The sequence below is a fragment of the Bradyrhizobium sp. AS23.2 genome (genome assembly GCF_001908185.1).
Taxonomy (GTDB): domain Bacteria; phylum Pseudomonadota; class Alphaproteobacteria; order Rhizobiales; family Xanthobacteraceae; genus Bradyrhizobium.
Genome location: NZ_LGHM01000132.1, coordinates 1 through 23,715 on the forward strand (window position 1 = coordinate 1; position 23,715 = coordinate 23,715).

Consider the following 23,715-nt stretch of genomic DNA (forward strand, 5'->3'; position numbering starts at 1 on the left):
CCCATAGTCATTCCGGGATGGCCCGAAGGGCCAGGCCCGGAATCCATAACCCCGGCTCGTGGTTATGGATTCTCAGATGCGCAATTGCGCATCATAGCTCGCGCTCCGCGCGCCCCGGAATGACGGCATCAATGAGTATGACGAATCAACAAAGGTAAGCCGCCATGAACTTCGATTTCTCCGACGACCAGAAGCAGCTCCGCGACCAGGCGCGCAAATTCCTCGCCGAAAAATGCTCGCCCAAGGCGGTGCGCGTCGTGCTCGACGGCAAGGCGCCCTATGACAAGGAACTCTGGAAGGGCCTTGCCGAGATGGGCTTTCTCGGTGTCGCGATCCCCGAGGAATTCGGCGGCGCCGGCGCCGGTCATCTCGAGCTCTGCGTGATCGCGGAAGAGATGGGGCGGGCGAACGCGCCGGTGCCGTTCTCCTCGACCGTCTATCTCGCGGCCGAAGCGCTGCTGATCGCCGGAAGCGACGCGCAGAAGAAGAAGTGGCTGCCGGCGATCGCCGCCGGCGAGGCGATCGGCACGCTGGCGCTGTTCGAGGGCAAGGGCAATCCGTCGCCGAAGAACGTCAAGCTGACGGCTACGAACGGCGTGCTCAAGGGTGTCAAGAAGCCTGTGGCCGATGGTGCCATCGCCGATTTCGCGGTGGTCGCCGCGCGCACGGGATCGAGCGGGCGAGAGGGCGACATCTCGCTGTTCCTGGTCGATCTCAGGGCTGGCGGCGTCGAGGTGAAAAGCCTCACCAATCTCGATCCGACCCGTGGCCAGGCCGAGGTGACCTTCAGGGATTGCAAGGCCGAGCCGCTGGGCGCCGCCGGCGAAGGCTGGAGCATCCTGAGCCAGGTGCTGGACCGCGCCGCGGTGCTCTGTGCTTTCGAGCAGGTCGGCGGCTCCGACCGCGCGCTGGAGATGGGGCGCGACTACGCCCTCGATCGCATCGCCTTCGGCCGCCAGATCGGCTCGTTCCAGGCGGTCAAGCATATGCTCGCCGACATGTACGTCTCGGCGACGCTGGCGCGCTCCAACAGCTATTACGGCGCCTGGGCGCTCTCGACCAACGCAGCCGAACTGCCGGAAGCCGCCGCGGCCGCGCGCATCAGCGCGACGCAGGCGTTCCAGCACTGCGCCAAGAACAACATCCAGGTTCACGGCGGCATGGGCTTCACCTGGGAGTTCGACTGCCACATGTACTACCGCCGCGCCAACGCCATGGCGCTCGGGCTCGGCAGCTTGTCCTATTGGGAAGACCAGCTGATCGACCGCATGCGTAAGAAGAACGCGGCGTAACGATAAGGTGCGTAGGATGGGTAGAGCGAAGCGAAACCCATCACCACGCGAATGCTGGACGAGATGGGTTTCGCTGCGCTCTACCCATCCTACGAGATGAATGGCGCGGCCGAGGACTGAGACCATGAACTTCGATGACACCCCGCAGGAAGCCGAATTCCGCGCCATCGCCCGCGCGTGGATCAGCGCGAACGCGCCCAAGCAGCATGAGGAAGAGCTGCGCAAGTCCTCGCTCGGCCGCACCCAGCTCACGAACGCCAACATCCTCGAGGTCGCAAAAGCCTGGCAGAAGAAGAAGGCCGACGCCGGCTGGGCCTGCCTGCATTGGCCGAAGGACTATGGCGGCCGCGGCTCGTCGCCGATCGAGCGCGTGATCTGGCAGCAGGAAGAAGGCGTGTTCGGAAAGCTCTCCCAGATGTTCATCATCGGCCACGGCATGTGCGGGCCGACCATGATGGCGTTTGCGCGCGAGGAGCATAAGCGCACCTATCTGCCGCCGCTCGCCTCCGGCGAGAAGGTCTGGTGCCAGCTCTTCTCCGAGCCCGCCGGCGGCTCGGATGTTGCGGGCCTGCGCACGCGCGCCGAGAAGGACGGAGATGAATGGGTCATCAACGGCCAGAAGATCTGGACCTCGGGCGCGCATTATTCCGACTACGGCATCCTGCTCACCCGCACGGATCCGACGGTGCCCAAGCACAAGGGCCTCACCATGTTCTTCCTGGACATGAAGAGCTCGGGCGTCGAGGTGCGGCCGATCAAGCAGGCGAGCGGGGCCTCCGACTTCAACGAGGTCTATTTCACCAACGTCCGCATCCCTGATCATCAACGCCTCGGCGAGGTCAATGACGGCTGGAACGTCTCGCTGACGACGCTGATGAACGAGCGCATGTCGATCGGTGCGGGCGTTGCGACGGGCTTCCCCGAGCTGTTCGACTATTGCTCCAGCCTGATGCTCGAGGATGGCCCCGCGATCGAGGATCGCGCGGTGCGCTCGAAGCTGGCGAACTGGGCGGTGAAGGCGAGCGGCTTGCGATACACCAGCATGCGCGCGATCTCGGCGCTGTCGAAGGGCGAACGGCCGGGGCCGGAAAATTCCATCGGCAAGCTGGTCGCGGGCTCGATGATCCAGGACGTCGCGACCTACGCGCTGGACCTGCAGGGCGCGAGCGGCGTGGTCAGCGGCCCCGAGGACGCCGAAGTCGCCGGCCGTTTCCAGGCGATGCTCTTGCGCGCGCCTGGCACCCGTGTCGAAGGCGGCACCGACGAGATCATGCGCAACATCATCGCCGAGCGGGTGCTGGGCCTGCCCGGCGACATCCGTGTCGACAAGGACGTGCCGTTCAACAAGATCCCGACGAAGGGAAGAGGTTAGAATCGTAGGGTGGGCAAAGGCGCATAGCGCCGTGCCCACCAATTCTGTCGAGAAACGAGGGAAGGTGGTGGGCACGCTTCGCTTTGCCCACCCTACGCACCGAGCAAGGATTGAGAGGTTCGCCATGAATTTCGACGACACCCCGCAGGAAGCCGCGTTCCGCGAGACCGCGCGCAAATGGGTCGAGGCCAACGCGCCGAAGGAGTTCGAGGAGGAGCTGTCGAAATCCTCGCTCGGCCGCATCCGCCTCGCCAAGCATGACATCGTCGAGATCGGCAAAGCCTGGCAGAAGAAGAAGGCGGAAGGCGGCTGGGCCTGCCTGCACTGGCCGAAGGAATATGGCGGCCGCGGCGCCACGCCGATCGAGCGGGTGATCTGGCAGCAGGAGGAGGGCGTCTACGGCAAGCTGACGCAGCCGTTCCAGATCGGCGAGGGCATGTGTGGCCCGACCGTGATGGCCTGGGGCAGCGAGGACGCCAAGCGTCGCTATCTGCCGAAGCTCGCTTCGGGAGAGGAGATCTGGTGCCAGCTCTTCTCCGAGCCGTCCGCCGGCTCGGACGTTGCCGGCTTGCGCACACGCGCGGAGAAGAATGGCGACAATTGGGTCGTCAACGGCCAGAAGATATGGACCTCGGGCGCGCATTATTCCGACTACGGCCTGTTGATCGCGCGCACCGATCCGAACGTGCCCAAGCACAAGGGCCTCACGATGTTCTTCCTCGATATGAAGAGCCCGGGCGTCGAGGTTCGCCCGATCAAGCAGGCCTCCGGCCTGCACGAGTTCAACGAGGTCTATTTCACCGACGTGGTGATCCCGGACAGCCAGCGGTTAGGTGCGGTCGGCGAAGGCTGGAATGCGTCGTTGACCACGCTGATGAACGAGCGCATGTCGATCGGCTCGCGGCTGGCGACCGGCGTCCCCGAATTGTTCGAGTTCTGCTCGAATTTGATGCTCGAGGACGGCCTCGCGATCGACGATCCTGCGGTGCGCTCCAAGCTCGCGAACTGGGCGGTGAAGTCGAACGGCCTGAAATTCACCAGCTACCGCGCGATTTCGGCGTTGTCGAAGGGCGAGCGTCCCGGACCGGAAAATTCCATCGGCAAGCTCGTGTCGGCCGTCATGCTGCAGGACATCGCGGCCTATGCGATGGATCTCCAGGGTGCAGCCGGTGTTCTCACGGGGACGGACGAGGAGACGGCGCGCGGCCAGTTCCAGCAGATGCTGCTGTCGTCGCCGTCGGGGCGGATCGCCGGCGGCACCGACGAGATCTTGCGCAACATCATCGCCGAGCGCGTGCTGGGCCTGCCCGGCGACATCCGCGTCGACAAGGACGTGCCGTACAACAAGATCCCGACCAAGGGGCGGTGATCTCTCTCGTGTCCCGGACGCGGTGCGGCGCGAAGTGCCGCTCCGCAGAGCCGGGACCCAGGGGCCACAATGGGCCCCGGCTCTGCGCCGCATCACTTCGTGCTGCGTCGCGTCCGGGGCACGAAAGCGAGTCAAGCCATGGACGCCAAAGTATCCAACGCCCGCCATTCCATCGAAGACCGCATCGGCGTGCTCGAAGAGCTCCTCAACGAGCGCTACTCCGTCCGCGCCTTCCTTTCGAAAGAAGTCGACCGGGCGACCATCGAGCACGTGCTGAAGACTGCGCAGCGCACGGCGTCATGGTGCAACAGCCAGCCCTGGCAGGTGCTGATTGCCAGCGGTGCGGCCAAGGAAGGCTTTCGCAAGGCGATCTATGCGGAGGCGGCGAGCGGCGCCAAGGACGACCACGACTTCACCCCGCCGCGCGAATATGTCGGCGTCTATCTGGAGCGGCGGCGCGAAAGCGGCTTCCAGCTCTACAACACACTCGGCATCGCCCGCGGCGACAAGATGGCCTACGCCAAGCAGGCCCTGGAGAACTACAATTTCTTCGGTGCGCCGCACGTCGCGATCATTCACACCAACGAGCCGCTCGGCATCTACGGTGCGATCGATTGCGGCGGCTATGTCTCCAACTTCATGCTGGCCGCGCAGGCGCTCGGGCTCGGCACGATTCCGCAGGCGGCGCTCGCGCGCCACTCCGGCCTGATCCGTCGCCACTTCAACCTGCCCGACGACCGCCGCGTCGTCTGCGGCATCTCGTTCGGCTATGCCGACGACGCGCACAAGGTCAACAGCTACCGCACCTCGCGTGCGAGCGTGGCCGACACCGCGACCTTCGTGGACGAGTGATCAAGCGATGCAGGCTCGGGCGCCATCAGGTCTCCAGACGCGCATAAAGACGGCCGCGGGAACGGCCGCCTTCACGTTTTGTCTCGGGTCGCTTGACGCCGGTCGTCAGCCGCCGCTGCCGCCGATCACGGCGCGCACGGTCTCGTCGGGCCCGAAGTCTTCGGCGCCATCGACATAGAGGAGCGCGGCGAGCTTCGAGCGCGCGCGGTTGACGCGGCTCTTGATCGTGCCGACCGCGCAGCCGCAGATCGAGGCCGCGTCCTCGTAGGAGAAGCCGGAGGCGCCGACCAGGATCAAGGCCTCGCGCTGGTCCTGCGGAAGCTTATCGAGCGCGCCGCGAAACTCCTCGAACTCGAGATGCGCGTTCTGCGATGGCTGCGTCTTCAACGTCTTGGCATAGTTGCCCTCGGCATCCTCGACCTCCCGCCGCCGCTTGCGATAGTCGGAGCGGAACAGGTTGCGCAGGATCGTGAACAGCCACGCCGGCAGGTTGGAGCCGGGTTGGAACGAGTCGATGTTGGCAAGCGCGCGCAACAGAGTTTCCTGCACCAGATCGTCGGCGCGGTCCGCATTGCCGCTGAGCGAGATAGCGAACGCGCGCAGGCTCGGTACGGCCGCGAGGATGTCGTTACGCAGGGATTCCGTGAGAGGCATTAGTCCCTCCCATTGTTGTCGTTAGGTCCCCCATTGCCTTGATCTTGGGGAGTTCCTCCCGGCGTATCAAGCTTCTTGATCAGTTCCGCGAACCGATCCGGAACCCCCTGCCGCACCACGTCGTCATACATGGCGCGCAGCTGGTGCCCGATCCGGGATTGGATCTCCGGAGTGAGCCCTCCCTTTCCGGGGGTCGTGCTTTTGCTGGCTTGAGACTTGAGATCTTTCATGACCTGTTCCACGTTTCCCCGAGTTAAGTGACTGCAAAATAGAGAAATTTCTCAACCGGGCGCCGTTCCCTGAATAGGCTCAATTCCAGGTTCGACAAAAAGTTCCCGGACCAGCGGAACTTTTCTTATCGTGATGCGTAGTCAGCCCCAGCAGGGGAACCCGGGCCTCCCCTCGTGTGCCTCGTTCTTCAAGGTCGGTCCGAAGATGAATGATGAATGGAGTGGGGATGTCCCGTTCACAGCTTGTTGCTGAACACTTGCCGCTGTTGCGCCGGTATGCGCGCGCCCTGACGGGCAGCCAGGCCTCCGGCGACGCCTATGTCGCAGCCATGTTGGAAGCCATGCTTGGGGATCCGTCGGTGTTCGACGAGAGCCATGGTCCGCGCGCCGGCCTGTTCCGGTTGTTCACCCAGATCTGGAATTCTGTCTCCGTCAACGACGATTCAGAGGTAACGACCTTGCCGATGCCGCCGGAGCGGCGGCTGTCGAACATCACGCCGCTGCCGCGGCAGGCCTTCCTGCTGCTCTCGCTCGAGGGATTCTCGGAAGAGGAAGTCGGCTACATTCTCGGCACAGATGTCGCCGAGACGCGGCGACTCGCGGATGCCGCGGGACGCGAGATGGCCGCCGAGATCGCCACCGACGTTCTGATCATCGAGGACGAGACCTTCATCGCCATGGACCTCGAGAGCCTGGTGAAGAATCTCGGTCACAATGTCGTCGGGGTCGCGCGTACGCACGCCGACGCGGTGGCGCTGGCGAAGAACAGGCGGCCCGGCCTGATCCTCGCCGACATCCAGCTCGCCGACGGCTCGTCGGGCCTGGACGCCGTCAACGAATTGCTCCGCACCTTCGAGGTGCCGGTGGTGTTCATCACCGCCTACCCGGAACGCTTCCTCACCGGCGAGCGCCCCGAGCCGGCGTTCCTGATCTCAAAGCCGTTCCAGCCGGCGATGGTGTCGGCGGTGGCGAGCCAGGCGTTGTTCTTCCAGCGCAACTCGCGCAACCGCGCGCCCAAGGCGCCTGCGGCTTAAGGAAGGCGCCGGCGGCGTAACGAGGCGTCCGCGCCCCGCATTGGTGATGGTGATCTGATCCGGCGTGCTAGCTGCACGCCGGATTTTTCATGCCCGCTTGGGACGCTTGACGGGCATCGAATTCGCCGCTCATACCTCGTGCATCGAATTCAATCGGAGATGTGCACATGGACCCGCAGCTGCTCGATCGCCTCGCCATCCGCGACCTCGTCGAGAACTGGGCGGTCTGGCGCGACGCCGGTGACTGGGAGCGCTTTGCCACCGTCTGGCACGAAGAGGGCTGGATGTCCGCCACCTGGTTTCAGGGGCCGGCGCGGGATTTCATGCGCGTCAGCCAGGAGGGGTTTGCCAAGGGTGTCCGTATCCTGCATTTCCTGGGCGGCACCAGCATCGATCTCGAAGGCGAGCGGGCCATCGCCCAGACCAAGATGACGATCTCGCAGCGAGCCCTGGTGCACGACGTGCTCTGCGACGTCGTCTGCACCGGACGCTTCTACGATTTCCTGGAGGAGCGGCAGGGCAAATGGGGCATCGTCCGCCGCCAGCCGATCTACGAGAAGGATCGGATCGATCCGGTCGACCCCGCCGCGACACTCCGCCTCGACCAGAAAGCGCTGGCCGCGTTGCCCGAAGGCTACCGCCACCTCGCCTACATGCAGGAGCTGATCGGCTACAAGATCAAGCGCGATATGCCGGGCCTGACCGGCACTGAAGTCGAGAAGCTCTACGCCGAAGGGCGGGAGTGGCTCGCGGGGAAGGCGAAGTGAACTGCAGAAAAAAGTAAGGCGCGGCTGGCCACGAGCCGGCACCCTCCGCAATGCCGGTCGTCAGGTTGTCGATCCGCACCGTTGCCGGCACACCGCCAAGCCAAACGAACGCCCGATTGTGGCAGCTCAGCCAGGCCAAAAGATCCTGCCGTGTGCTCCAGACCACCGCCCACATTCGGCTATGCTCAGCGTCATGGTGAACGCCTGCAGCCGGATCGGACGCGCAGATGTAGTCGTGCGGCGATTCTAGATCAGGGTCTGGCGCGACCCGTTTCGTGCGCTTGCGAGTCGCTTGGCGGTCGGCAGTCCATCAGCCCGCGCGGGCCCCGCTCCCGGCCACCTCGGCTGTCGGAAACACCATGCGCATGCAGGCGCCGCCGGAGAGCGACTGATCGGCTTCGACGTGGCCGCCGTGTAGGCGCATGATGGATTGCACCAGGTCGAGGCCGAGACCGGCGCCGCGGCCGCCCTGATGCAACCGATGGAACGGCTCGAAGATCTGGTCGCGCGCCGTGGGTGGGATGCCGTCGCCGTCGTCGGAGACCTCGATGCGGCGGTCGTTCGTTACCCGCACCAGGATGGTGCCGCGGCGCCGGCCATGGTCGATGGCGTTCTGCACCAGATTAGTGACCGCGCGTTCGAGCGAGGTCTGGTCGCCGGTCACGACGACCGCCTCGTCGTCATGCTCGAAGGACATCTCGTAGCCTGCGGCGAAGGCGAGCGGTGCCAGCTCAAGCACAACCCGTCGGGCAGCGCCCACCAGATCGACCGCGACGAACGCGTCCGTGCCCTGGTCGAGACGCTGGAGATCGAGAAGCTGGCCGGCCAAGACGCTGAGGCGGGTGGCGTCCTCGAGCAGACGGGTCTTCTCGGGACCTGCCTCGAGCGAGGATACACGCGTCGAAAGGATCGCGATCGGGGTCCTGAGCTCATGCGCGGCATCGGCGAGGAAGCGCCGGTGACGCTCATAACCCTTGTCGAGACGGCCGAGTGCGTCGTTGATGGCCTTGACCAGCGGAGCAATCTCGATCGGCACCTCGTCGAGCGGCAACTGCACGCCGCGCTTGTCGATGTCGATCCGTTCCGCCTGCGCCGCGGCCTGCCCCAGTCCCTTCATGGCCCGGCGTACCACGAACGGCGTCGCGACCAGCGTCGCCAGCGTCATCAGGACGACGATCGGGAAAATCACGTTGACGAACAGCAGTGGCGTGCTGGCCAGCGCCCGCCAGACGGAGAGCTGACCGTATGTCCCGGTCAGGATCTGGATCCGCCCGGCAGCCGTGTCGACCCATTTGACGAGCCCCGCTGGCGGCGACGGTTCTGCTGCATTCCAGCGCAGCCGCGCGTCGCTCACATGATCGAGCGCGGATGCAATCGGTGCGAATTCCGACGGGACCGTACCTTCGGAGAGCTGATGGCCCTGTGCGTCGCGGATCACGAACCAGAGGTCGGAATGCTCGGATCGAAGGGCCGACAATTCGGGTGTCTGGCGCAGCGTCAGTCCGCTGGCCGCGTCGCGTGCGATCGCGTCCCTCAGCGTATCGACCGTATTGCCTTCATAGTCGTCGAGCAGCAGCCCGGCGCGCAGCAGCACGATCGCAGCGAGCCCGACCAGGAGGATCAGGAGCGTCAGCATGATCGCCTGCAAGCCCGCTAGGCGCCCGACCAGGCGCCAGGTCAGGGAGCGCGGTCGCAGCGCGCTCACGTCGTCTCCCGCAGGACATAACCCAGGCCGCGGACGCCGTTGATCGTCACGCCGGCGTCCGATTCGGCGAGCCTGCGGCGCAGGCGCGACACATGCGTATCAAGCGCGTTGGGCTGAACGGCGTCGTCGAGACCGTAGACCGCCTCCATCAGCGTCGAGCGCTGCACCATGCGTCCCATGCGATGCAGCAGCGCCTCCAAGAGCAGCAGTTCGCGCCGCGGCATGTCGAGTGGCCGGCCGTCGACACTGGCCTCGCGGTGGCCGGAGTCGAACGCCAGGCGGCCGATCCGTGCAACGTCGCTCTGCACATTGGCGGGGCGGCGCAGCAGCGCCCGCAGCCGCGCCAGCAACTCCTCGAACGCAAAGGGCTTGCCGAGATAGTCGTCCGCACCCTTGTCGAGACCACTGACGCGGTCGGCGAGCTCGCCGCGGGCGGTGAGCACCAGCACCGGAACGGCATTGCCGCGCTCGCGCAGTTTCGGGATCAGCGACAGGCCGTCGCCGTCAGGCAACTGGCGATCGAGCACGATCGCATCGTAATTGCCCTCGGCCGCGATCACCTCGGCCTCGCACAGGTCTGGCGCGTGATCGACGAGCATGTCGTGGCGCGCGAGCGCAGCGCGCAGCGCCGTGACCATTTCCGGCTCGTCTTCCACCAACAGCACCCGCATCGAGACGTCTCTCCTTCGCGCTCGTCGCCGCCAGTTTTATGTCCAATTCATTGCGACAACCTTGCGGCCCCGCCAGGCGAGAACGTCGCGGATGGTTTTTACGACAGATGCGCATTCGCGACAGATTCTCGCAAGTTTCGAGTGAGACTGAAGCCAACATTGGAGCCGGCCGATCATCCTGCCGTGCCCGACATGGCTCACCTGGCGAGCTCTTCCGCCTTTCGATGGCGGACACAAGCAAGCGGAAAGACATCTAAATGGCTTTGCTACTGAACCCGACCCGCGAGACCGACTGCATCGCGAGGGAGAGCCGGCATGTCGGCTGCTGACATCCTGCCGTTCTTTCTCGCATGGGTTCGCAATCCAATGCGCGTTGCCGCCGTCGCGCCGTCGGGTCCGGCCGCGGCGTCGCTGATGGCGCAGGAGATCACGGAGGACACCGGTCCGGTCATCGAACTCGGTCCCGGCACCGGCGTGTTCACGCGTGAGCTGCTCCGTCGCGGCGTCAGACAACAGGATCTGACACTGGTCGAATACGGCTCCGATTTCATTCCGCTGCTGCAGCAGCGCTTCCCCGGCGCGCGCGTGCTGTGGATGGACGCAGCCTGGCTGGTGAAGGAAAAGCTGTTCGAGGGGGCGCCGGTCGGCGCCGTCGTGTCCGGGCTCGGGCTGCTCACAATGCCGCCGGAGAAAGTGCTGGCGATCCTCGGCGGTGCGTTCGCCTATCTCCGCGCCGAGGGAGCGTTTTTCCAGATCACCTACGGTCCGCGCTGCCCCGTCCCTGACGTGATCCTCGATCGCCTCGACCTGCAGGCAAGCTGCATCGGGCAGACCTACCGCAACCTGCCCCCGGCCTCGGTGTACCGGATCAGCCGCCGTCCTCCCTACGCGTGATCGAGGCAAATCATGGACACGTCGAGCACGATCGCGATGTTTCTGCACTTCGGCCTACTGGGCATCGCTTGCCTGGCGGTGGCCGAGAAATTCATTCCACTGTTCCCGTCCTACGTCCTGTTGATGCTGCTCGGTCTCACGGTGTCCGACGGCGGGATGCTCGCCATGACCATCATGGCGACGAGTGTCGGGTCCGTCGTCGGCGCGATCGGCTGGTACGGGCTCGGCCGTGCGCTCGGCTCGCAGCGCATCGAGCGGCTGGTGACGACGTACGGCAAATACGTGCTGCTGCGGCCCTCGTTCTATCAGCAGCTTACCAATGCCTATCGCGGCAATCATTTCTGGGTGACCCTGATCGGCCAGACGCTGCCGACCGTGCGGATCTATCTGGCGTTGCCGGCTGGCGTGTTGCGGCTTGAGCCGCGTGCCTTCGTTGCCGCCACCGCGATCGGCACCGTGATCTGGAACATGCCGTTCCTGAGTCTCGGCTATGCGCTGCGCGGCAGTGGGCAGGATCCTGTCAGCATCGGCTTCTGGGTGGTCGCCATTCTGATCGCCGTGGAGGTCGCCATCATCTTCGGACTTCGCTTCTCCAAGCGCGCGATGGCGCGGCCGCGCCTCGCACCGTCGCCTGCCATCGCCGCCCCCAAGCCTGTCGAGGAGATCGCATGAGAGCCCTGTTGTCCCGCCTGCGGCCCGGCTCCCACACGCTCGAGCATCTCACGGCCGCGCTGCTGACCCTGCTCTGCGTATCAGTCTGCGCATGTGCGCGATCGAATCTCTGAGAGTCGCGCGCGCACGGAGCGCGACAAAGGGTTTCGATAGAACAGCCGTGTCTGTCGGGCCTGTGAAACCGAAAACAATACTTAGGTATTGACCTAAGTATTTTCTCGCGATAGGAAGCAGCCAACGCCGAACGGGACGACGCCCTTCGGCGCCAAGGAAGGAGCCAAATTGATGGTCCCCCAAGCAGGTGGCACCAAGCCGCAGGGCGAGGTATCGCCCGCGGTCATCGATGGCGTCTTTCGAGCGTTATCCGATCCCACAAGGCGCGACGTCCTGGGTCGGCTCAGTGCTCGCGCGGCCTCGGTCAGTGATCTCGCTGAACTCTACGATATGGCACTCCCCTCCTTCGTTGAACACCTCAAGGTGTTGGAACGCAGCGGGCTTGTTCGCTCCCACAAGGCGGGGCGCGTCAGGACCTACGAGCTCGTGCCGGAGCAAATGAGGGTGGCAGAGAACTGGCTTGCTCGGCAGCGCTCTCTTTGGGAGCGGCGCCTTGATCAACTCGATAGCTATCTCATGAAGATGAAACAGGAGACTTTGAAGTGACCTCATCCGTCATCAAGATCGATCCGAAACTTGATCTGGTGCTCGAAAGAGAGATTGACGTTCCCGTCGAACTCGTCTGGAAAGCATGGACCACACCCGAACATCTGCGCAACTGGTTCGCGCCGAAGCCTTGGGAGATCACTGCTTGCGAGCTGGATGTGCGCCCCGGAGGGGCGATCAACTTCACCATGCGTTCGCCTGACGGTCATGAATTCCCGAACACTCAATCCTATCTCGAAGTAACCCCGTTCGAACGTCTCATCATGACCGATACGCTGCTTGGCGGCTACCGTCCGGCGCCCAGACCTTTCTTCACTGCTGTTCTTGAGCTTTCGAAGAAGGGCAACGGCGCGCACTACAAGGCCGTCGCCATTCACGGCAACGACGAAGCGCGCAAGAAGCACGAGGAGATGGGATTTCATGACGGTTGGGGCACCGTCGTGAAACAAATGGTGGAGTACATCAAGTCTGGAAGGATGCACTCCTGACCATAGCGCCTTTACGGACGTGGACGGACCCTGCGGCTATGCAGCGACGCCGCAAAGGTCCGCGCGTGAAGCGCAGAAGGCGGGACACCAGCCCCGCCCGTCTTCTGCGCAGAAGCCGAGACGCAACCCGTGGTCTTGCGCCCCGCGCCGGGTGCGTGGGGCAAGAACGGGGACACCAACGTCAAGTTGGGGAAGGCCAGTCCGGTGGCGCTGCGGAATGCGCTCACAATGGCGCACTTCGCGCCCGAAGCGCTGCGCTAGGTCGTCGTCCGGCACGCCTAAACTCGTTGGTTTGAGCCACGATACCGGCATCGGGCAATGTAAGGGGGCGTCGTCAGGGCCGGCTGCCAGTGCCGAAATAGGCCGTTGATGTCGCACAAAAGTAAGCCGCGACTGGCATCACCACAGTCGCGGCCTACGTCGCCGGCTTATGGGGCAGGGGGGAATAGCCGGCTGTTGAAACGACTCGCGGGCGCGGGAGTAGTTCCAAGGTTTGTGAAATATTTTGCGCGCCCTGCGACTTTTTTCGCACACGGTTAAGTGATCTTAACTGCCGAGAACTCCCGGTCGTCTCCTCGCGTTGTTCCCGTGATCGCCATGGGGCGAGGGATAGACAGCCATGTCACAGATTCAAAAGGTATTTTTGGGTGCTGTCGCGGTTGCCGCGACGATTGGCGCCGTGCAGGCGGGCGCGATGCAACTGTCCTCCGGCCACGATCTGGCCGACCGCTGGCAGGCGCTTGCCGACACGGCCGACAAGCCGGGCCACAACGTCAATCGTTCCGGCAAGGCCGACCGGCTCGCCGGAGTCAAGCCGGCGGCGGTTCAGACCCGCACGGTGTCGATGCGCCTGAATGACCTCGCCGATACGTCGGTCCTGCTGCGGGTCCCCGCGGTGATCGAGACCGGCAACGCCAAGCCGCCGGTGCTGCTCCAGAAGCAGGGCCGCAATAAGCCGACGATCGCCTGCGAGCCGATGGTCAGCTCCCTGACCGAGGTCGCCAAGCTGCTCCAGCCCGGCCGCTGCGTGACCTGACCTGCTGGGCCGCCACCACGGACAAGTCGCCCTCCCGCCGGGAGGGCGATCCGTGCACTTGATCCCATATCCCGTCGCGTTATACCCGGGGTTTCTCCACTTCCGATTGACCGGGTAAACGCATGACGACGTCAGATACGGCCGCGCATACGCAGCCTTTCCAGGCCGAAGTTTCCGAGCTGCTGCACCTCATGGTGCACTCCGTCTATTCCGAGACCGACATCTTCCTGCGCGAGCTCGTCTCCAATGCCTCGGATGCCTGCGACAAGCTGCGCTATGAGGCCATCGCTAATCCGGCACTGCTGGGCGAGGGCGACGCGCTCAAGATCCGCATCATCCCGAACAAGACGGCCGGAACGCTGACGATCGCCGACAACGGCATCGGCATGGAGCGCCAGGAGCTGATCGACCATCTCGGCACCATCGCCCGCTCCGGTACCAAGGCGTTCGTGTCGAAGCTGATGGAGGCCAAGGACGGCCTCGGCCTGATCGGCCAGTTCGGCGTCGGCTTCTATTCCGCCTTCATGGTCGCCGAGAAGATCGTCGTCGTTAGCCGCCGCGCCGGCGAGAGCGACGTCTGGACCTGGACGTCGTCGGGCGGTTCCGGCTTCGAGATCGCGCGGGCCAGCGAGGAAGATGCGGCGCGCGTGACGCGCGGCACCGAGATCGTCCTGCACCTGAAGAACGACGCCAAGAAATACCTCGAGGCTTACGAGATCGAGCGCATCGTCGGCGCCTATTCCGACAACATTCTGTTTCCGATCGAGCTCGTCCCGGAAGAGGGCGAGCCGCGCCAGATCAATTCGGCGAGCGCGCTGTGGCAGCGCTCCAAATCCGAGCTGACTGCGGAGGACTACAAGAAGGCCTATCAGCAGATCGCATCCGCCTTCGACGATCCCGCAATGACGCTGCACTATCGCGCGGAGGGCCGCTACTCCTACGCCGTGCTGCTGTTCGCGCCCTCGACCAAGCCGTTCGACCTGTTCGAGCCCTCGCGCAAAGGCCGCGTCAAGCTCTACGTCCGGCGCGTCTTCATCACCGATGATGCCGACCTCTTGCCGGGCTATCTGCGCTTCATCCGCGGCGTCGTCGACAGCGAGGATCTCCCGCTCAACATCTCGCGCGAGATGCTCCAGAACAATCCGCAGCTGGCGCAGATCCGGAAAGCGGTGGCCACGCGCGTCGTGTCCGAGCTCGAAAGCCTCGCGGAGAAGGACGCGGATAATTTTGCCAAGATCTGGGACGCTTTCGGCGCGGTGCTGAAGGAAGGCATCTACGAGGATTTCGAGCGCCGCGAGAAGCTGCTTGCGCTGTCGCGCTTCACCACGACGTCGGGCGAGAAGCGTTCGCTGAAGCAGGTCATCGCCGATTTCAAGCCGAACCAGACCGAGATCTACTATCTCGTCGGTGACAGCATCGAGCGGCTGAAGTCCAATCCGCGGCTCGAGGCCGCGACCGCGCGCGGCATCGAGGTGCTGCTGCTCTCCGATCCGGTCGACGCCTTCTGGACCTCGATGCCGACGGAGTTCGAGGGCAAGCCGCTGAAATCGCTGAGCCAGGGCGATCTCAACCTCGACCTGATCCCGCGCGTCGACGACAAGGACGAGGCGAAGACGGACAAGCCGGCGGCGGATGAAGCCGCGACCATCGCGGTGATCAAGGCCGCGCTCGGCGAGCGCGTCAGCGACGTCAAGGCCTCGACGCGCCTCACCAGCTCGGCCTCCTGCCTGGTCGCCGACAGCCAGGGCCCGAGCCGCGAGCTCGAGCGCATCCTGTCGCAGCAGAACCGCGGCATGCGCACCAAGCCGGTCCTCGAAATCAACCTGCGTCACCCGATGGTGGTTGCGATCACCAAGGCGCAAGCCGGCTCCAAGGTCGTCGACGATCTCAGCCTACTGCTGCTCGAGCAGGCGCAGATCTTGGATGGCGAATTGCCGGAAGACCCAGCTGCGTTTGCGGCAAGGCTGAATCGGCTGGTGCTGCAGGGGCTGGGCGTGTAACCGGAACGCCGTGCTCCGCAAGGCTCGTCATTGCGAGGAGCCCGCGACAAAATTGCGAAGCAATCTTGCGCTGGCGCGACGAAGCAATCCAGACTGCCCCCGCGGAGGCCATCCTGGACTGCTTCGCGGAGCCTGTCATCGGGGCGCGCTATGCGCGGACCCGGTGGCTCGCAACGACGGAGGCCGTGGCGTCCTGACTACTCCGCCGCATCCTTCCGCTCCTCGCTCGCGGCCTCCGCCTGCGGCTTCTTCTCCATCCAGCGCGTGAGCAGGTTGGAGAAGCGGTCGAGGTAGAGATAGACGACGGGGGTCGTGAACAGCGTCAGCGCCTGGCTCACCAGGAGGCCGCCGACCATGGCGTAGCCTAGCGGCTGGCGGATTTCGGCGCCGGTGCCGGTTCCGAGCATCAGGGGAACGCCGCCGAGCAGGGCCGCCATCGTCGTCATCATGATCGGACGGAAGCGCAGCAGCGCGGCCTGGCGGATCGATTGCTCCGGCGTCAGATGCTGCTCGCGCTCGGCGACGATGGCGAAGTCCACCATCATGATGCCGTTCTTCTTGACGATGCCGATCAGCAGAATGACGCCGATCAGGGCGATGAGGCTGAAATCGAAGCCGAAGATCATCAGGATCGCGATCGCGCCGACGCCGGCCGACGGCAGCGTGGATAGAATGGTCAGCGGGTGGATGTAGCTCTCGTAGAGCACGCCCAGCACCAGATAGACCACGACGAGTGCGGCGAGGATCAGCATCGGCACGGTGCCGAGCGATTGCTGGAACGCCTGCGCGGTGCCCTGGAAGCTCATCGAGAGGGTCGGCGGCGCGCCCATCCCGTCGACCGCGTGCAGCACGGCGTCGGTGGCCTGTCCCAGCGCCACGCCCTCGGCAAGGTTGAAGCTGATCGTCACCGCCGGAAACTGGCCCTGATGCGCGATCGCGAGCGGCCGCACCGGCTCGTCGGTCCAGCTGCAGATCACCGAGAGCGGCACCTCTTCACCGGTCAGCGGGGACTTGATGTAGAGCTTGTCGAGCGAGTCGAGCTTGCCCTGCAGCGCCGGCGTGATCTCGAGCACCACGTGGTAGCTGTTGGTCTGGGTGAAATATTGCGCCACCTGGCGCTGGCCGAAGGCGTCGTAAAGGGTGTCGTCGATCAACTGCGGCTGGATGCCGTAGCGGGAGGCTGTGTCGCGGTTGATCTTGAGCTGCAGGGTCGTGCCTTCGGTCTGCTGGTCGGTCGCGACGTCGCGGAGCTGCGGTAGTCCTTTCATGCTTTCCAGGATCTTTGGCGCCCACTCGTTCAGCTCGTCGAGATTGGCGTCCTGGAGCGTGAACTCGAACTGGGTGCGGGTGGCGCGGCCGCCGAGGCGGACGTCTTGCGAGGCCTGCATATAGAGGCGTGCGCCTTCGACCCTGGCGAGCTTCGGCCGCAGCCGCGCGATGATCTGTTGTGCATTGGCGTCACGCTCCCCGATCGGCTTCAGCGTGACATACATGCGCCCCGAGTTCAGCGCCGTGCCGCCCCCGCCGATGAACATCGCGATGGAATCGACGGCGGGGTCGGCCTGCACGATGGCATTGAGCTCCTCCTGCCGCCGCTTCATCTCGGTGAAAGAGATGTCCTGGGGCATTTCCGATACCGCGGTGAGGAAGCCATTGTCCTGCTGCGGGAAGAAGCCCTTGGGGATCAGGATGAACAGCAGCGCCGACAGCGCGACGGTGCTGAAGAAGATGCATAGCGTGATGAAGCTGTGGCGCAACGCAAGGTCCAGCCCGCGCTCATAGGCGCCGAGCAGACGCTCGAACATCCGCTCGCTCCACTGGTAGAAGCGGCTGCGCCGGGCCTCATCGTCGGAGCGCAGGAAGCGTGAGGCCATCATCGGCGTCAAGGTCAGCGACACCACCAGCGAGACGAAGATCGCCATCGACAGCGTCACGGCGAACTCGCGGAACAGCCGGCCGATGATGCCGCCCATCAGCAGCAGCGGGATCAACACGGCGACCAGCGAGACGCTGATGGAGACGATGGTGAAGCCGATCTCGGCCGCGCCCTTGTAGGCGGCGGTGACCGGGCTCTCGCCCCGCTCGACATAGCGCGTGATGTTCTCCAGCATCACGATCGCGTCGTCGACCACGAATCCGACCGCGATGGTCAGCGCCATCAGCGAGAGATTGTCCAGCGAGTAGCCGAACACCCACATCAGCGAGCAGGCTCCGAGCAGCGCGAGCGGCACGGTGATGCTCGGGATGATCGTCGCCCAGAAGCTGCGCAGGAAGATGAAGATGACCATCACTACCAGCGCGATGGTGATCATGAGCGTGATCTGCACGTCGTCGACGGCGGCGCGGATGGTGATGGTGCGGTCGCTGATGATCTTGATCTTGACCGCGGGCGGGATCGCCGCGATCAGCCGTGGCAGTTTCTCCTTGATACGATCGACCGTCTCGATGACGTTGGCGCCGGGCTGCTTGAAAATGACCAGGAACACGCCGCGCTTGCCGTCGGCCCAGGCCGCGGTCTTCATGTCCTCCGGCCCGGACACGGCCTCGCCGATGTCGCGAATCCGCAAGGGCGCGCCGCTGCGATAGGCGACGATGACGTCCTGCCAGTACGGGGCCTCGAGCAGCTGGTCGTTGGCGTAGATGGTGTAGGCGCGCCGCGGGCCGTCGATGTTGCCTTTCGGGCTGTCCGTGGTGGCGAGTGCGATCTGGCTGCGCACGTCCTCCAGCGACAATCCCTTGGCGACGAGCTTGGCCGGATCGACCTGGATGCGCACCGAGGGCTTCTGCTGCCCGCCGACGAACACCTGTGCCACGCCGGGAAGCTGGCTGATCTGCTGCGCGAGCTGGGCGTCGGTGAGGTCGCTGACGGTGGTGAGCGGCAGCGTGTCGGAGGTCGCGGACAGGATCATGATCGGCGAGTCCGCCGGGTTGACCTTCCGATAGGTCGGCGGCGAGGGCAGGTTCTTCGGCAACTGGCCGCTCGCCGCGTTGATCGCAGCCTGCACGTCATTGGCGGCGGCATCGATCAGGCGGTTGAGATCGAACTGGATGGTGATCGATGTCGAGCCGAGCGAGCTCGTTGAAGTCATCTGCGTGATGCCGGGGATCTGCGCGAGCTGGCGCTCGAGCGGCTGTGCCACGGAGGAGGCCATGGTTTCGGGGCTGCCGCCCGGAAGCGATGCGGAGACCTGGATGGTCGGAAAGTCGACCTGGGGCAGCGGCGCAACCGGCAGCAGAGGGTAGGCCACGAGGCCTACGAACAGGATGCCCGCCATCAGCAGCGAGGTGCCGATCGGATAGCGGATGAACGGAGACGAGAAGCTCTCTTGCATGCCGTGAGACCACAGGCGGGCCGACGCATCTTCTCCCCGCGCACGGCGGAGCCGCGCTCGAGAGCCCGAGCGCGAATATGCGTTTCCTTTAGCCCATAGGTTTGTTCATTACCCTGGATCGTCGTCGGTCCGGGGCCGGCGTTGTGATCGAAAGACTAGACCGTTCGCCCGGGCCTGCGAACGGATTCCTGCGCCGGGTGCTTGCGACCTTTGTCGAAGGAAACCGGCAGCGAGATATGCGTTCAGTGCAGGCTGAAAACGGAGCGCCTTCCCGGTTTCGGATCCTTTCGGCGCCGTGTCTCATTCTTTTCGGCGCGTGTCACAAGCGGGAGAGGTATGATCAGGAATGATCGCTTCTTCCGCGCTGTTGTGCCATATCGAAATGGCATAACGCGTACCGTTGCCACCGATTCGAGGAAATGTCCGATGCGCCTGCCTCTCCTGACCCTTACCGCGATTGCCACGCTGCTCGTGGCGGCAGACGCCAGCGCCCAGACCTGGGATCCGCGCTACCCGGTCTGCATGAAAGTCTATTCGGGGGGGTGGCCGCGGTGGTGGCGGCGAGTGGTACGACTGCTCCTTCACCTCCTTGCCGCAGTGCCAGGCCACGGCTTCGGGCCGCGCCGCGAGCTGCGATCTCAATCCCTACTATGCCTTTAACGAACCGCCTCCGCCTCCGCCTCGCCGTCACAAGAAAGTGCACTAGCGACCTGTGGCCCGGCGCGCAGGAACATCCCTCATGCGTGTCTCATTCGGGCTGATCATCACTGTCGGTGCGGTGCTGGCGACCGCGCCGTCGCGGGCCCAGACCTTCGATCCGAGCTACCCGGTCTGCATGCGCGTCTATTCCGGCGCAAACGGCGGTGGCGGGGAGTGGTACGACTGTTCCTTCACCTCGCTGCCGCAGTGCCGCGCGACGGCTTCTGGCCGTCCCGCGACCTGCGATCTCAATCCTTATTATCCCGTGAACGTACCGCCGCCGCGCCGTCACTACAGGCGCAGCAGCTAGCGCCGCGCGCCATCACCGCTCCCCCGGCCACCAGTCCGAGCGCGGATCGTTCGCGGAGATCTTCGCCCTGCGCAGCGCGATCAGATGGCTGCGCTTGTACGGGCGGCCCGTTCGTTCCGAGCACTGCCGGCAGCGCATGGCGCGTTCGAGCTCGTGGATCGGCGTCGACTTCCTGCGCCTGACGATGTCGAGCGCCACTGTCTGATGCGTCTCGCAGCCCAGACACTTCACTTCGAGATAGCAATAGCCGGCATTCAGCGCGTCCCCCAGCGCCGGCGACGGCTGCGCAGGGCCGCGGAACCCGAGCATCCGCTTGTTCCAGGCCTCGCAGGCAAGACGATCAGCGTCCTTCCGCGCTTCGGCCGCGCGCTCCGCCGCCGCGCGGACGGATGCACCATAGATTCGCTCGCGGGATTTGGTCGTCATGGCGCGGCAAAATGCGCGCGCACACGAGGCGAACGCAAGCCGCTAGGAATGGTGGGTGTGGAGAGGCAGGACGCAAGCTGCGTTCCCGCCGCTACTCCTTCCGGATCCCCGACAGCTCCACCACCTTGCGCCAGCGGTCGGTCTCCGCCGTCAGCATGCCGCCGAACTCGTTGGCGTTGCCGTGCAGCGGGATTGCGCCGAGCTCGGAGATGCGCGCCCTGATCTCGGCATCGGACAGCGCGGTGTCGATCTCGCGATTGAGCAGGTCGACGATCTCGCGCGATGTGTCGTGAGGCGCGCCCACGCCATAGAACGATGAGGTTTCGTAGCCGGGGAGCGTGTCCGCGATCGGCGGCACGTCCGGCAGGATCTCCGAGCGCTCGCGCGTGGTAACGCCGAGCGCGCGCAGCTTGCCGGCGCGCACCAGCTCGAAGGACGAGGTGACGTTGTCGAACATGCCCTGGATCTGGCCGCTCATCACGTCGGTCAGGCCCGGCGCCGAACCGCGATAGGGCACATGGGTGAACTGCACGCCGGAGAGAGACTTGAACAATTCGCCGGAGAGATGCAGCGAGGTGCCGATGCCGGAGGAGGCAATCGACATCTTGCCGGGATTGGCCTTCGCGTAGGCGACGAAGTCGGCGACTGTCTTCACCGGCAGGTCGTTGTTGACGACCAGCACCAGCGGGATCCGTGCGACACCCGCGACCGGCGCGATGTCTTTGGCGAAATCGTAAGGCAGCGCCGGATCGAACGAGGCATTGATCGCATTCGCCGTCGAGGTCAGCAGCAGCGTGTAGCCATCCGGCGCGGACGTGATGACCACCTGTGTCCCGATATTGCTGCCGGCGCCAGGCTTGTTCTCGACGACGAAGGTTTGGCCGAGCCTGTCGGACAGGCGCTGGCAGAGCAGCCGCGACAGCACGTCGGTGGCGCCGCCCGGTGCATAAGGCACCACCCATTTCACGCTGCGCGACGGATAGGACGGGTTACCGAGCGCGAAAGCAGGTGGCGCTGCGAGCGCGGCTGCGGACCAGGCGGCCGATTGGAGGAGAAATCTTCTGGTGATCATAATAGCCTCCAGTTCGCCTCGCCAAGCACGCGGGGAAGGGGGACACGCGCAGCGTGCCGAAATGACTGGATTTGCTATCGCAAGAATTGCGCCGCAGCGCACGCCGATCCCGTCGGCTTGGTAAAGGATGACTGGAGTTAATCGTCGGCCAACCGGGTTTTACCTTGTCTCTTAACATCTGGGCAGGGCTCGCGGGTCTAATCTGCCGGGAGCAGAGACCGCCCGAAAGATGAACGATATGACCACCGGCGTCATCACGCAGCCGAAAGCCGCGCGCGCACCCTCGGCCTCGAAAATCTGGCTGAAGGCCATCGAGCTTACCGCGCGGATCGAGACGCTGCCAGGTCGCCTGTTCGCCGACGTCATCGACGGCTGGGCGCAGCGCCAGCCCGATCGCGTCGCGTTGGTCATGGACGAAGCAACTCTCGACTACGACGGACTGTCGAAGAGGATCAACCGCTATGCGCGCTGGGCGCGTGCCGTCGGCGTAACCAGGGGCGACACCGTTGCCCTGATCATGCCGAACGGTATCGACTATGTCGCCGCCTGGCTCGGCATCAGCCGGGTCGGCGGCGTGGTGGCGCTGATCAACACCAAGCTCGTCGGGCAGTCGCTCGCGCACTGCATCGACGCCGCAAAGCCGTTTCACATCATCGTCGCGCACGAGTTGACGGAGATGCTGGACCGCGCATCGCCTTACCTGAAGACGAACCCAAAGATCTGGGTCCATGGCGATGCCCGCAGGGAACGCGCGATCGACGTCGCGCTCGCCGCACTCGCCGACGGCCCGCTCTCGCCCGAGGAGCATGGCAACGTCAGCATCGATGACCGTGCACTGCTGATCTACACCTCCGGCACCACGGGCCTGCCGAAGGCCGCCAGCATCAGCCACCGCCGCATCCTCAATTGGGGGTTCTGGTTCGCAGGCCTCACCGGCGCGACGCCGCAGGATCGTCTCTATGACTGCCTGCCGCTGTTCCACTCGGTCGGCGGCATTGTCGCGCCGTGCAGCATGCTGGCCGCCGGCGGCTCGGTGGTGATCGCGGAGAAATTCTCGGCCTCGAATTTCTGGCCCGACATCGTGCGGCACGACTGCACGCTGTTCCAGTATATCGGCGAGCTCTGCCGCTACCTGCTCAAGGCGCCGCCGTCGGAATATGAGAACCGCCATCGCCTGCGGCTCGTCTGCGGCAACGGCCTGCGCGGCGACATCTGGGAGGATTTCGAGTCGCGTTTCGCGATCCCCCGCATCCTCGAATTCTATGCGGCGACGGAAGGTAATTTCTCGCTGTTCAACGTCGAGGGGCAGGCGGGCGCGATCGGCCGCATCCCGCCGCTGCTGGCGCATCGTTTTCCCGCAAGTCTCGTCAAGCTCGATCCCGGCACAGGTGCGCCGCTGCGCAATGAAGAGGGTTTTTGCATCGCCTGCGCCCGCGGTGAGGCCGGCGAAGCCATCGGCCGCATCGGCACCGCGGACGAGGGCGGTGGTCGCTTCGAGGGCTACACCGATGCCGGCGAGACCGAGAAGAAGATCCTGCGCGACGTCTTCGCCAAGGGCGATGCCTGGTTCCGCACCGGCGATTTGATGCGGCTCGATGACAAGGCATTTTTTCATTTCGTCGATCGCATCGGCGATACCTTCCGCTGGAAGGGCGAGAACGTCGCGACGTCGGAGGTGAATGACGCGGTGCGCGATTTCACCGGTGTGATCGATGCCACCACCTACGGCGTCAGCATCCCCGGCGCCGACGGGCGCGCCGGCATGAGCGCGATCGTCGTGAACGAGGGTTTTGACATCGCCGCTCTGCCCGCGCATCTCGCGCAGCGCCTGCCGGTCTACGCGCGTCCCGTCTTCATCCGCATTTCGCGCGAGCTCGATGCGACCGAGACGTTCAAGCAGAAGAAGGGCGACCTCGCACGCGAAGGTTTTGATCCCGCCGCGATCTCAGATCCGTTGTTCATGCTTGACCCGAAATCCGGTGCCTATGTCGCGCTGGACTCGGGTACATGCGGACGAATCCTGGACGGCTCGATCAGACTTTAACCGCACGAAAATGCGGAGATAGATCCAATTTTATCTGAATTGTCCAAGAAGCCATTTACCTCTGTCGGGTAAACAACACGGGCCATGGGGAGGCGGTCATCAAGAGCCGCCGCAATACGAACAGTCGATAACAAGA

General features: G+C 64.7%; 21 protein-coding genes and 1 pseudogene. 15 read left to right on the forward strand and 7 right to left on the reverse strand.

The annotated features are described in order from the left end of the window. Window positions 1-164: 164 nt before the first annotated feature. The 4 genes from AC630_RS27025 to AC630_RS27040 all read left to right on the forward strand — a co-directional run bounded on the left by AC630_RS27025 (window position 165) and on the right by AC630_RS27040 (window position 4,885). A complete protein-coding gene (locus AC630_RS27025; RefSeq protein ID WP_074121514.1) occupies window positions 165-1,292 on the forward strand; it encodes an acyl-CoA dehydrogenase family protein in 1,128 nt (375 codons plus the stop codon). A gap of 124 nt (window positions 1,293-1,416) precedes the next feature. Beyond that, a complete protein-coding gene (locus AC630_RS27030; protein ID WP_074121515.1) occupies window positions 1,417-2,664 on the forward strand; it encodes an acyl-CoA dehydrogenase in 1,248 nt (415 codons plus the stop codon). Between the two features lie 124 nt (window positions 2,665-2,788). Continuing rightward, a complete protein-coding gene (locus tag AC630_RS27035) occupies window positions 2,789-4,033 on the forward strand; it encodes an acyl-CoA dehydrogenase (RefSeq protein WP_074121516.1) in 1,245 nt (414 codons plus the stop codon). A gap of 138 nt (window positions 4,034-4,171) precedes the next feature. Beyond that, the gene (locus AC630_RS27040; RefSeq protein ID WP_074121517.1) at window positions 4,172-4,885 is read left to right on the forward strand and encodes a nitroreductase; all 714 of its coding nucleotides are present in this window, start codon (window positions 4,172-4,174) and stop codon (window positions 4,883-4,885) included. Between the two features lie 105 nt (window positions 4,886-4,990). Here AC630_RS27040 and AC630_RS27045 read toward each other — a convergent pair whose 3' ends face one another. Then, entirely contained in the window at window positions 4,991-5,539 is a 549-nt protein-coding gene (locus AC630_RS27045; protein WP_074121518.1) for a sigma-70 family RNA polymerase sigma factor, read from the reverse strand. Then, window positions 5,539-5,769: a NepR family anti-sigma factor gene (locus AC630_RS27050; protein WP_074121551.1), complete on the reverse strand. Its 231-nt coding sequence runs from the start codon at window positions 5,767-5,769 to the stop codon at window positions 5,539-5,541. Before AC630_RS27050 ends, AC630_RS27045 begins: the two co-directional genes overlap by 1 nt. A 227-nt stretch (window positions 5,770-5,996) precedes the next feature. Between AC630_RS27050 and AC630_RS27055 the strand changes: the two genes are divergently transcribed. Next, on the forward strand, window positions 5,997-6,803 hold the full coding sequence (locus AC630_RS27055; protein ID WP_074121519.1) for a response regulator: 807 nt from the start codon (window positions 5,997-5,999) through the stop codon (window positions 6,801-6,803). Between the two features lie 167 nt (window positions 6,804-6,970). Next, on the forward strand, window positions 6,971-7,570 hold the full coding sequence (locus AC630_RS27060; protein WP_074121520.1) for a nuclear transport factor 2 family protein: 600 nt from the start codon (window positions 6,971-6,973) through the stop codon (window positions 7,568-7,570). A 310-nt stretch (window positions 7,571-7,880) separates the two neighbouring features. On the opposite strand, the gene AC630_RS27065 is transcribed toward AC630_RS27060, so the two are convergent. Further along, window positions 7,881-9,266, reverse strand: coding sequence for a sensor histidine kinase (locus AC630_RS27065; protein WP_074121552.1), 1,386 nt, complete (start codon window positions 9,264-9,266; stop codon window positions 7,881-7,883). 5 nt (window positions 9,267-9,271) lie between these two features. Next, complete coding sequence (locus AC630_RS27070; RefSeq protein ID WP_074121521.1) at window positions 9,272-9,946, reverse strand: response regulator transcription factor; 675 nt, start codon at window positions 9,944-9,946, stop codon at window positions 9,272-9,274. A 315-nt stretch (window positions 9,947-10,261) separates the two neighbouring features. Between AC630_RS27070 and AC630_RS27075 the strand changes: the two genes are divergently transcribed. The 6 genes from AC630_RS27075 (at window position 10,262) to htpG (ending at window position 15,696) form a co-directional block, all read left to right on the forward strand. Continuing rightward, window positions 10,262-10,840, forward strand: a complete 579-nt coding sequence (locus AC630_RS27075) for a class I SAM-dependent methyltransferase (protein ID WP_074121522.1) — start codon at window positions 10,262-10,264, stop codon at window positions 10,838-10,840. A gap of 12 nt (window positions 10,841-10,852) precedes the next feature. Continuing rightward, window positions 10,853-11,512, forward strand: coding sequence for a DedA family protein (locus AC630_RS27080; RefSeq protein WP_074121523.1), 660 nt, complete (start codon window positions 10,853-10,855; stop codon window positions 11,510-11,512). A gap of 285 nt (window positions 11,513-11,797) precedes the next feature. Continuing rightward, a complete protein-coding gene (locus AC630_RS27085) occupies window positions 11,798-12,172 on the forward strand; it encodes an ArsR/SmtB family transcription factor (protein ID WP_074121524.1) in 375 nt (124 codons plus the stop codon). Further along, window positions 12,169-12,660: an SRPBCC family protein gene (locus AC630_RS27090; protein ID WP_074121525.1), complete on the forward strand. Its 492-nt coding sequence runs from the start codon at window positions 12,169-12,171 to the stop codon at window positions 12,658-12,660. Before AC630_RS27085 ends, AC630_RS27090 begins: the two co-directional genes overlap by 4 nt. A gap of 619 nt (window positions 12,661-13,279) precedes the next feature. Continuing rightward, window positions 13,280-13,696: a hypothetical protein gene (locus AC630_RS27095; protein ID WP_074121526.1), complete on the forward strand. Its 417-nt coding sequence runs from the start codon at window positions 13,280-13,282 to the stop codon at window positions 13,694-13,696. Window positions 13,697-13,818: 122 nt separating this feature from the next. Further along, a complete protein-coding gene (htpG, locus tag AC630_RS27100; protein WP_074121527.1) occupies window positions 13,819-15,696 on the forward strand; it encodes a molecular chaperone HtpG in 1,878 nt (625 codons plus the stop codon). A 197-nt stretch (window positions 15,697-15,893) separates the two neighbouring features. On the opposite strand, the gene AC630_RS27105 is transcribed toward htpG, so the two are convergent. Next, complete coding sequence (locus tag AC630_RS27105; RefSeq protein WP_074121528.1) at window positions 15,894-19,028, reverse strand: multidrug efflux RND transporter permease subunit; 3,135 nt, start codon at window positions 19,026-19,028, stop codon at window positions 15,894-15,896. Window positions 19,029-19,454: 426 nt separating this feature from the next. Here AC630_RS27105 and AC630_RS27110 point away from each other — a divergent pair. Together AC630_RS27110 and AC630_RS27115 are read left to right on the forward strand one after the other, a co-directional pair. After that, a pseudogene (locus AC630_RS27110) lies at window positions 19,455-19,734 on the forward strand (DUF3551 domain-containing protein). 33 nt (window positions 19,735-19,767) lie between these two features. Further along, a complete protein-coding gene (locus tag AC630_RS27115) occupies window positions 19,768-20,037 on the forward strand; it encodes a DUF3551 domain-containing protein (RefSeq protein WP_074121529.1) in 270 nt (89 codons plus the stop codon). Window positions 20,038-20,049: 12 nt separating this feature from the next. On the opposite strand, the gene AC630_RS27120 is transcribed toward AC630_RS27115, so the two are convergent. Both AC630_RS27120 and AC630_RS27125 read right to left on the reverse strand, forming a co-directional pair. After that, entirely contained in the window at window positions 20,050-20,463 is a 414-nt protein-coding gene (locus AC630_RS27120) for a hypothetical protein (protein ID WP_074121530.1), read from the reverse strand. A 91-nt stretch (window positions 20,464-20,554) separates the two neighbouring features. Then, window positions 20,555-21,535: a Bug family tripartite tricarboxylate transporter substrate binding protein gene (locus AC630_RS27125; RefSeq protein ID WP_074121531.1), complete on the reverse strand. Its 981-nt coding sequence runs from the start codon at window positions 21,533-21,535 to the stop codon at window positions 20,555-20,557. Between the two features lie 229 nt (window positions 21,536-21,764). Here AC630_RS27125 and AC630_RS27130 point away from each other — a divergent pair, with 229 nt between their 5' ends. Beyond that, window positions 21,765-23,579 carry a long-chain-acyl-CoA synthetase gene (locus tag AC630_RS27130; protein ID WP_074121532.1) on the forward strand — a complete coding sequence of 605 codons (1,815 nt, stop codon included), beginning with the start codon at window positions 21,765-21,767 and terminating at the stop codon, window positions 23,577-23,579. Window positions 23,580-23,715 lie beyond the last annotated feature (136 nt).

What these genes read in the sequence shown, in the direction of transcription:
- AC630_RS27060 (WP_074121520.1), top strand. Translation starts at nt 6,971, where the DNA reads ATGGACCCGCAGCTGCTCGATCGCCTCGCCATCCGCGACCTCGTCGAG.
- AC630_RS27095 (WP_074121526.1), top strand. Translation starts at nt 13,280, where the DNA reads ATGTCACAGATTCAAAAGGTATTTTTGGGTGCTGTCGCGGTTGCCGCG.
- AC630_RS27045 (WP_074121518.1), bottom strand. Translation starts at nt 5,539, where the DNA reads ATGCCTCTCACGGAATCCCTGCGTAACGACATCCTCGCGGCCGTACCG.
- AC630_RS27035 (WP_074121516.1), top strand. Translation starts at nt 2,789, where the DNA reads ATGAATTTCGACGACACCCCGCAGGAAGCCGCGTTCCGCGAGACCGCG.
- AC630_RS27115 (WP_074121529.1), top strand. Translation starts at nt 19,768, where the DNA reads ATGCGTGTCTCATTCGGGCTGATCATCACTGTCGGTGCGGTGCTGGCG.
- AC630_RS27070 (WP_074121521.1), bottom strand. Translation starts at nt 9,946, where the DNA reads ATGCGGGTGCTGTTGGTGGAAGACGAGCCGGAAATGGTCACGGCGCTG.
- AC630_RS27075 (WP_074121522.1), top strand. Translation starts at nt 10,262, where the DNA reads ATGTCGGCTGCTGACATCCTGCCGTTCTTTCTCGCATGGGTTCGCAAT.
- AC630_RS27080 (WP_074121523.1), top strand. Translation starts at nt 10,853, where the DNA reads ATGGACACGTCGAGCACGATCGCGATGTTTCTGCACTTCGGCCTACTG.
- AC630_RS27055 (WP_074121519.1), top strand. Translation starts at nt 5,997, where the DNA reads ATGTCCCGTTCACAGCTTGTTGCTGAACACTTGCCGCTGTTGCGCCGG.
- AC630_RS27025 (WP_074121514.1), top strand. Translation starts at nt 165, where the DNA reads ATGAACTTCGATTTCTCCGACGACCAGAAGCAGCTCCGCGACCAGGCG.
- AC630_RS27125 (WP_074121531.1), bottom strand. Translation starts at nt 21,535, where the DNA reads ATGATCACCAGAAGATTTCTCCTCCAATCGGCCGCCTGGTCCGCAGCC.
- AC630_RS27050 (WP_074121551.1), bottom strand. Translation starts at nt 5,769, where the DNA reads ATGAAAGATCTCAAGTCTCAAGCCAGCAAAAGCACGACCCCCGGAAAG.
- AC630_RS27130 (WP_074121532.1), top strand. Translation starts at nt 21,765, where the DNA reads ATGAACGATATGACCACCGGCGTCATCACGCAGCCGAAAGCCGCGCGC.
- AC630_RS27120 (WP_074121530.1), bottom strand. Translation starts at nt 20,463, where the DNA reads ATGACGACCAAATCCCGCGAGCGAATCTATGGTGCATCCGTCCGCGCG.
- AC630_RS27040 (WP_074121517.1), top strand. Translation starts at nt 4,172, where the DNA reads ATGGACGCCAAAGTATCCAACGCCCGCCATTCCATCGAAGACCGCATC.
- AC630_RS27105 (WP_074121528.1), bottom strand. Translation starts at nt 19,028, where the DNA reads ATGCAAGAGAGCTTCTCGTCTCCGTTCATCCGCTATCCGATCGGCACC.
- AC630_RS27085 (WP_074121524.1), top strand. Translation starts at nt 11,798, where the DNA reads ATGGTCCCCCAAGCAGGTGGCACCAAGCCGCAGGGCGAGGTATCGCCC.
- AC630_RS27030 (WP_074121515.1), top strand. Translation starts at nt 1,417, where the DNA reads ATGAACTTCGATGACACCCCGCAGGAAGCCGAATTCCGCGCCATCGCC.
- htpG (WP_074121527.1), top strand. Translation starts at nt 13,819, where the DNA reads ATGACGACGTCAGATACGGCCGCGCATACGCAGCCTTTCCAGGCCGAA.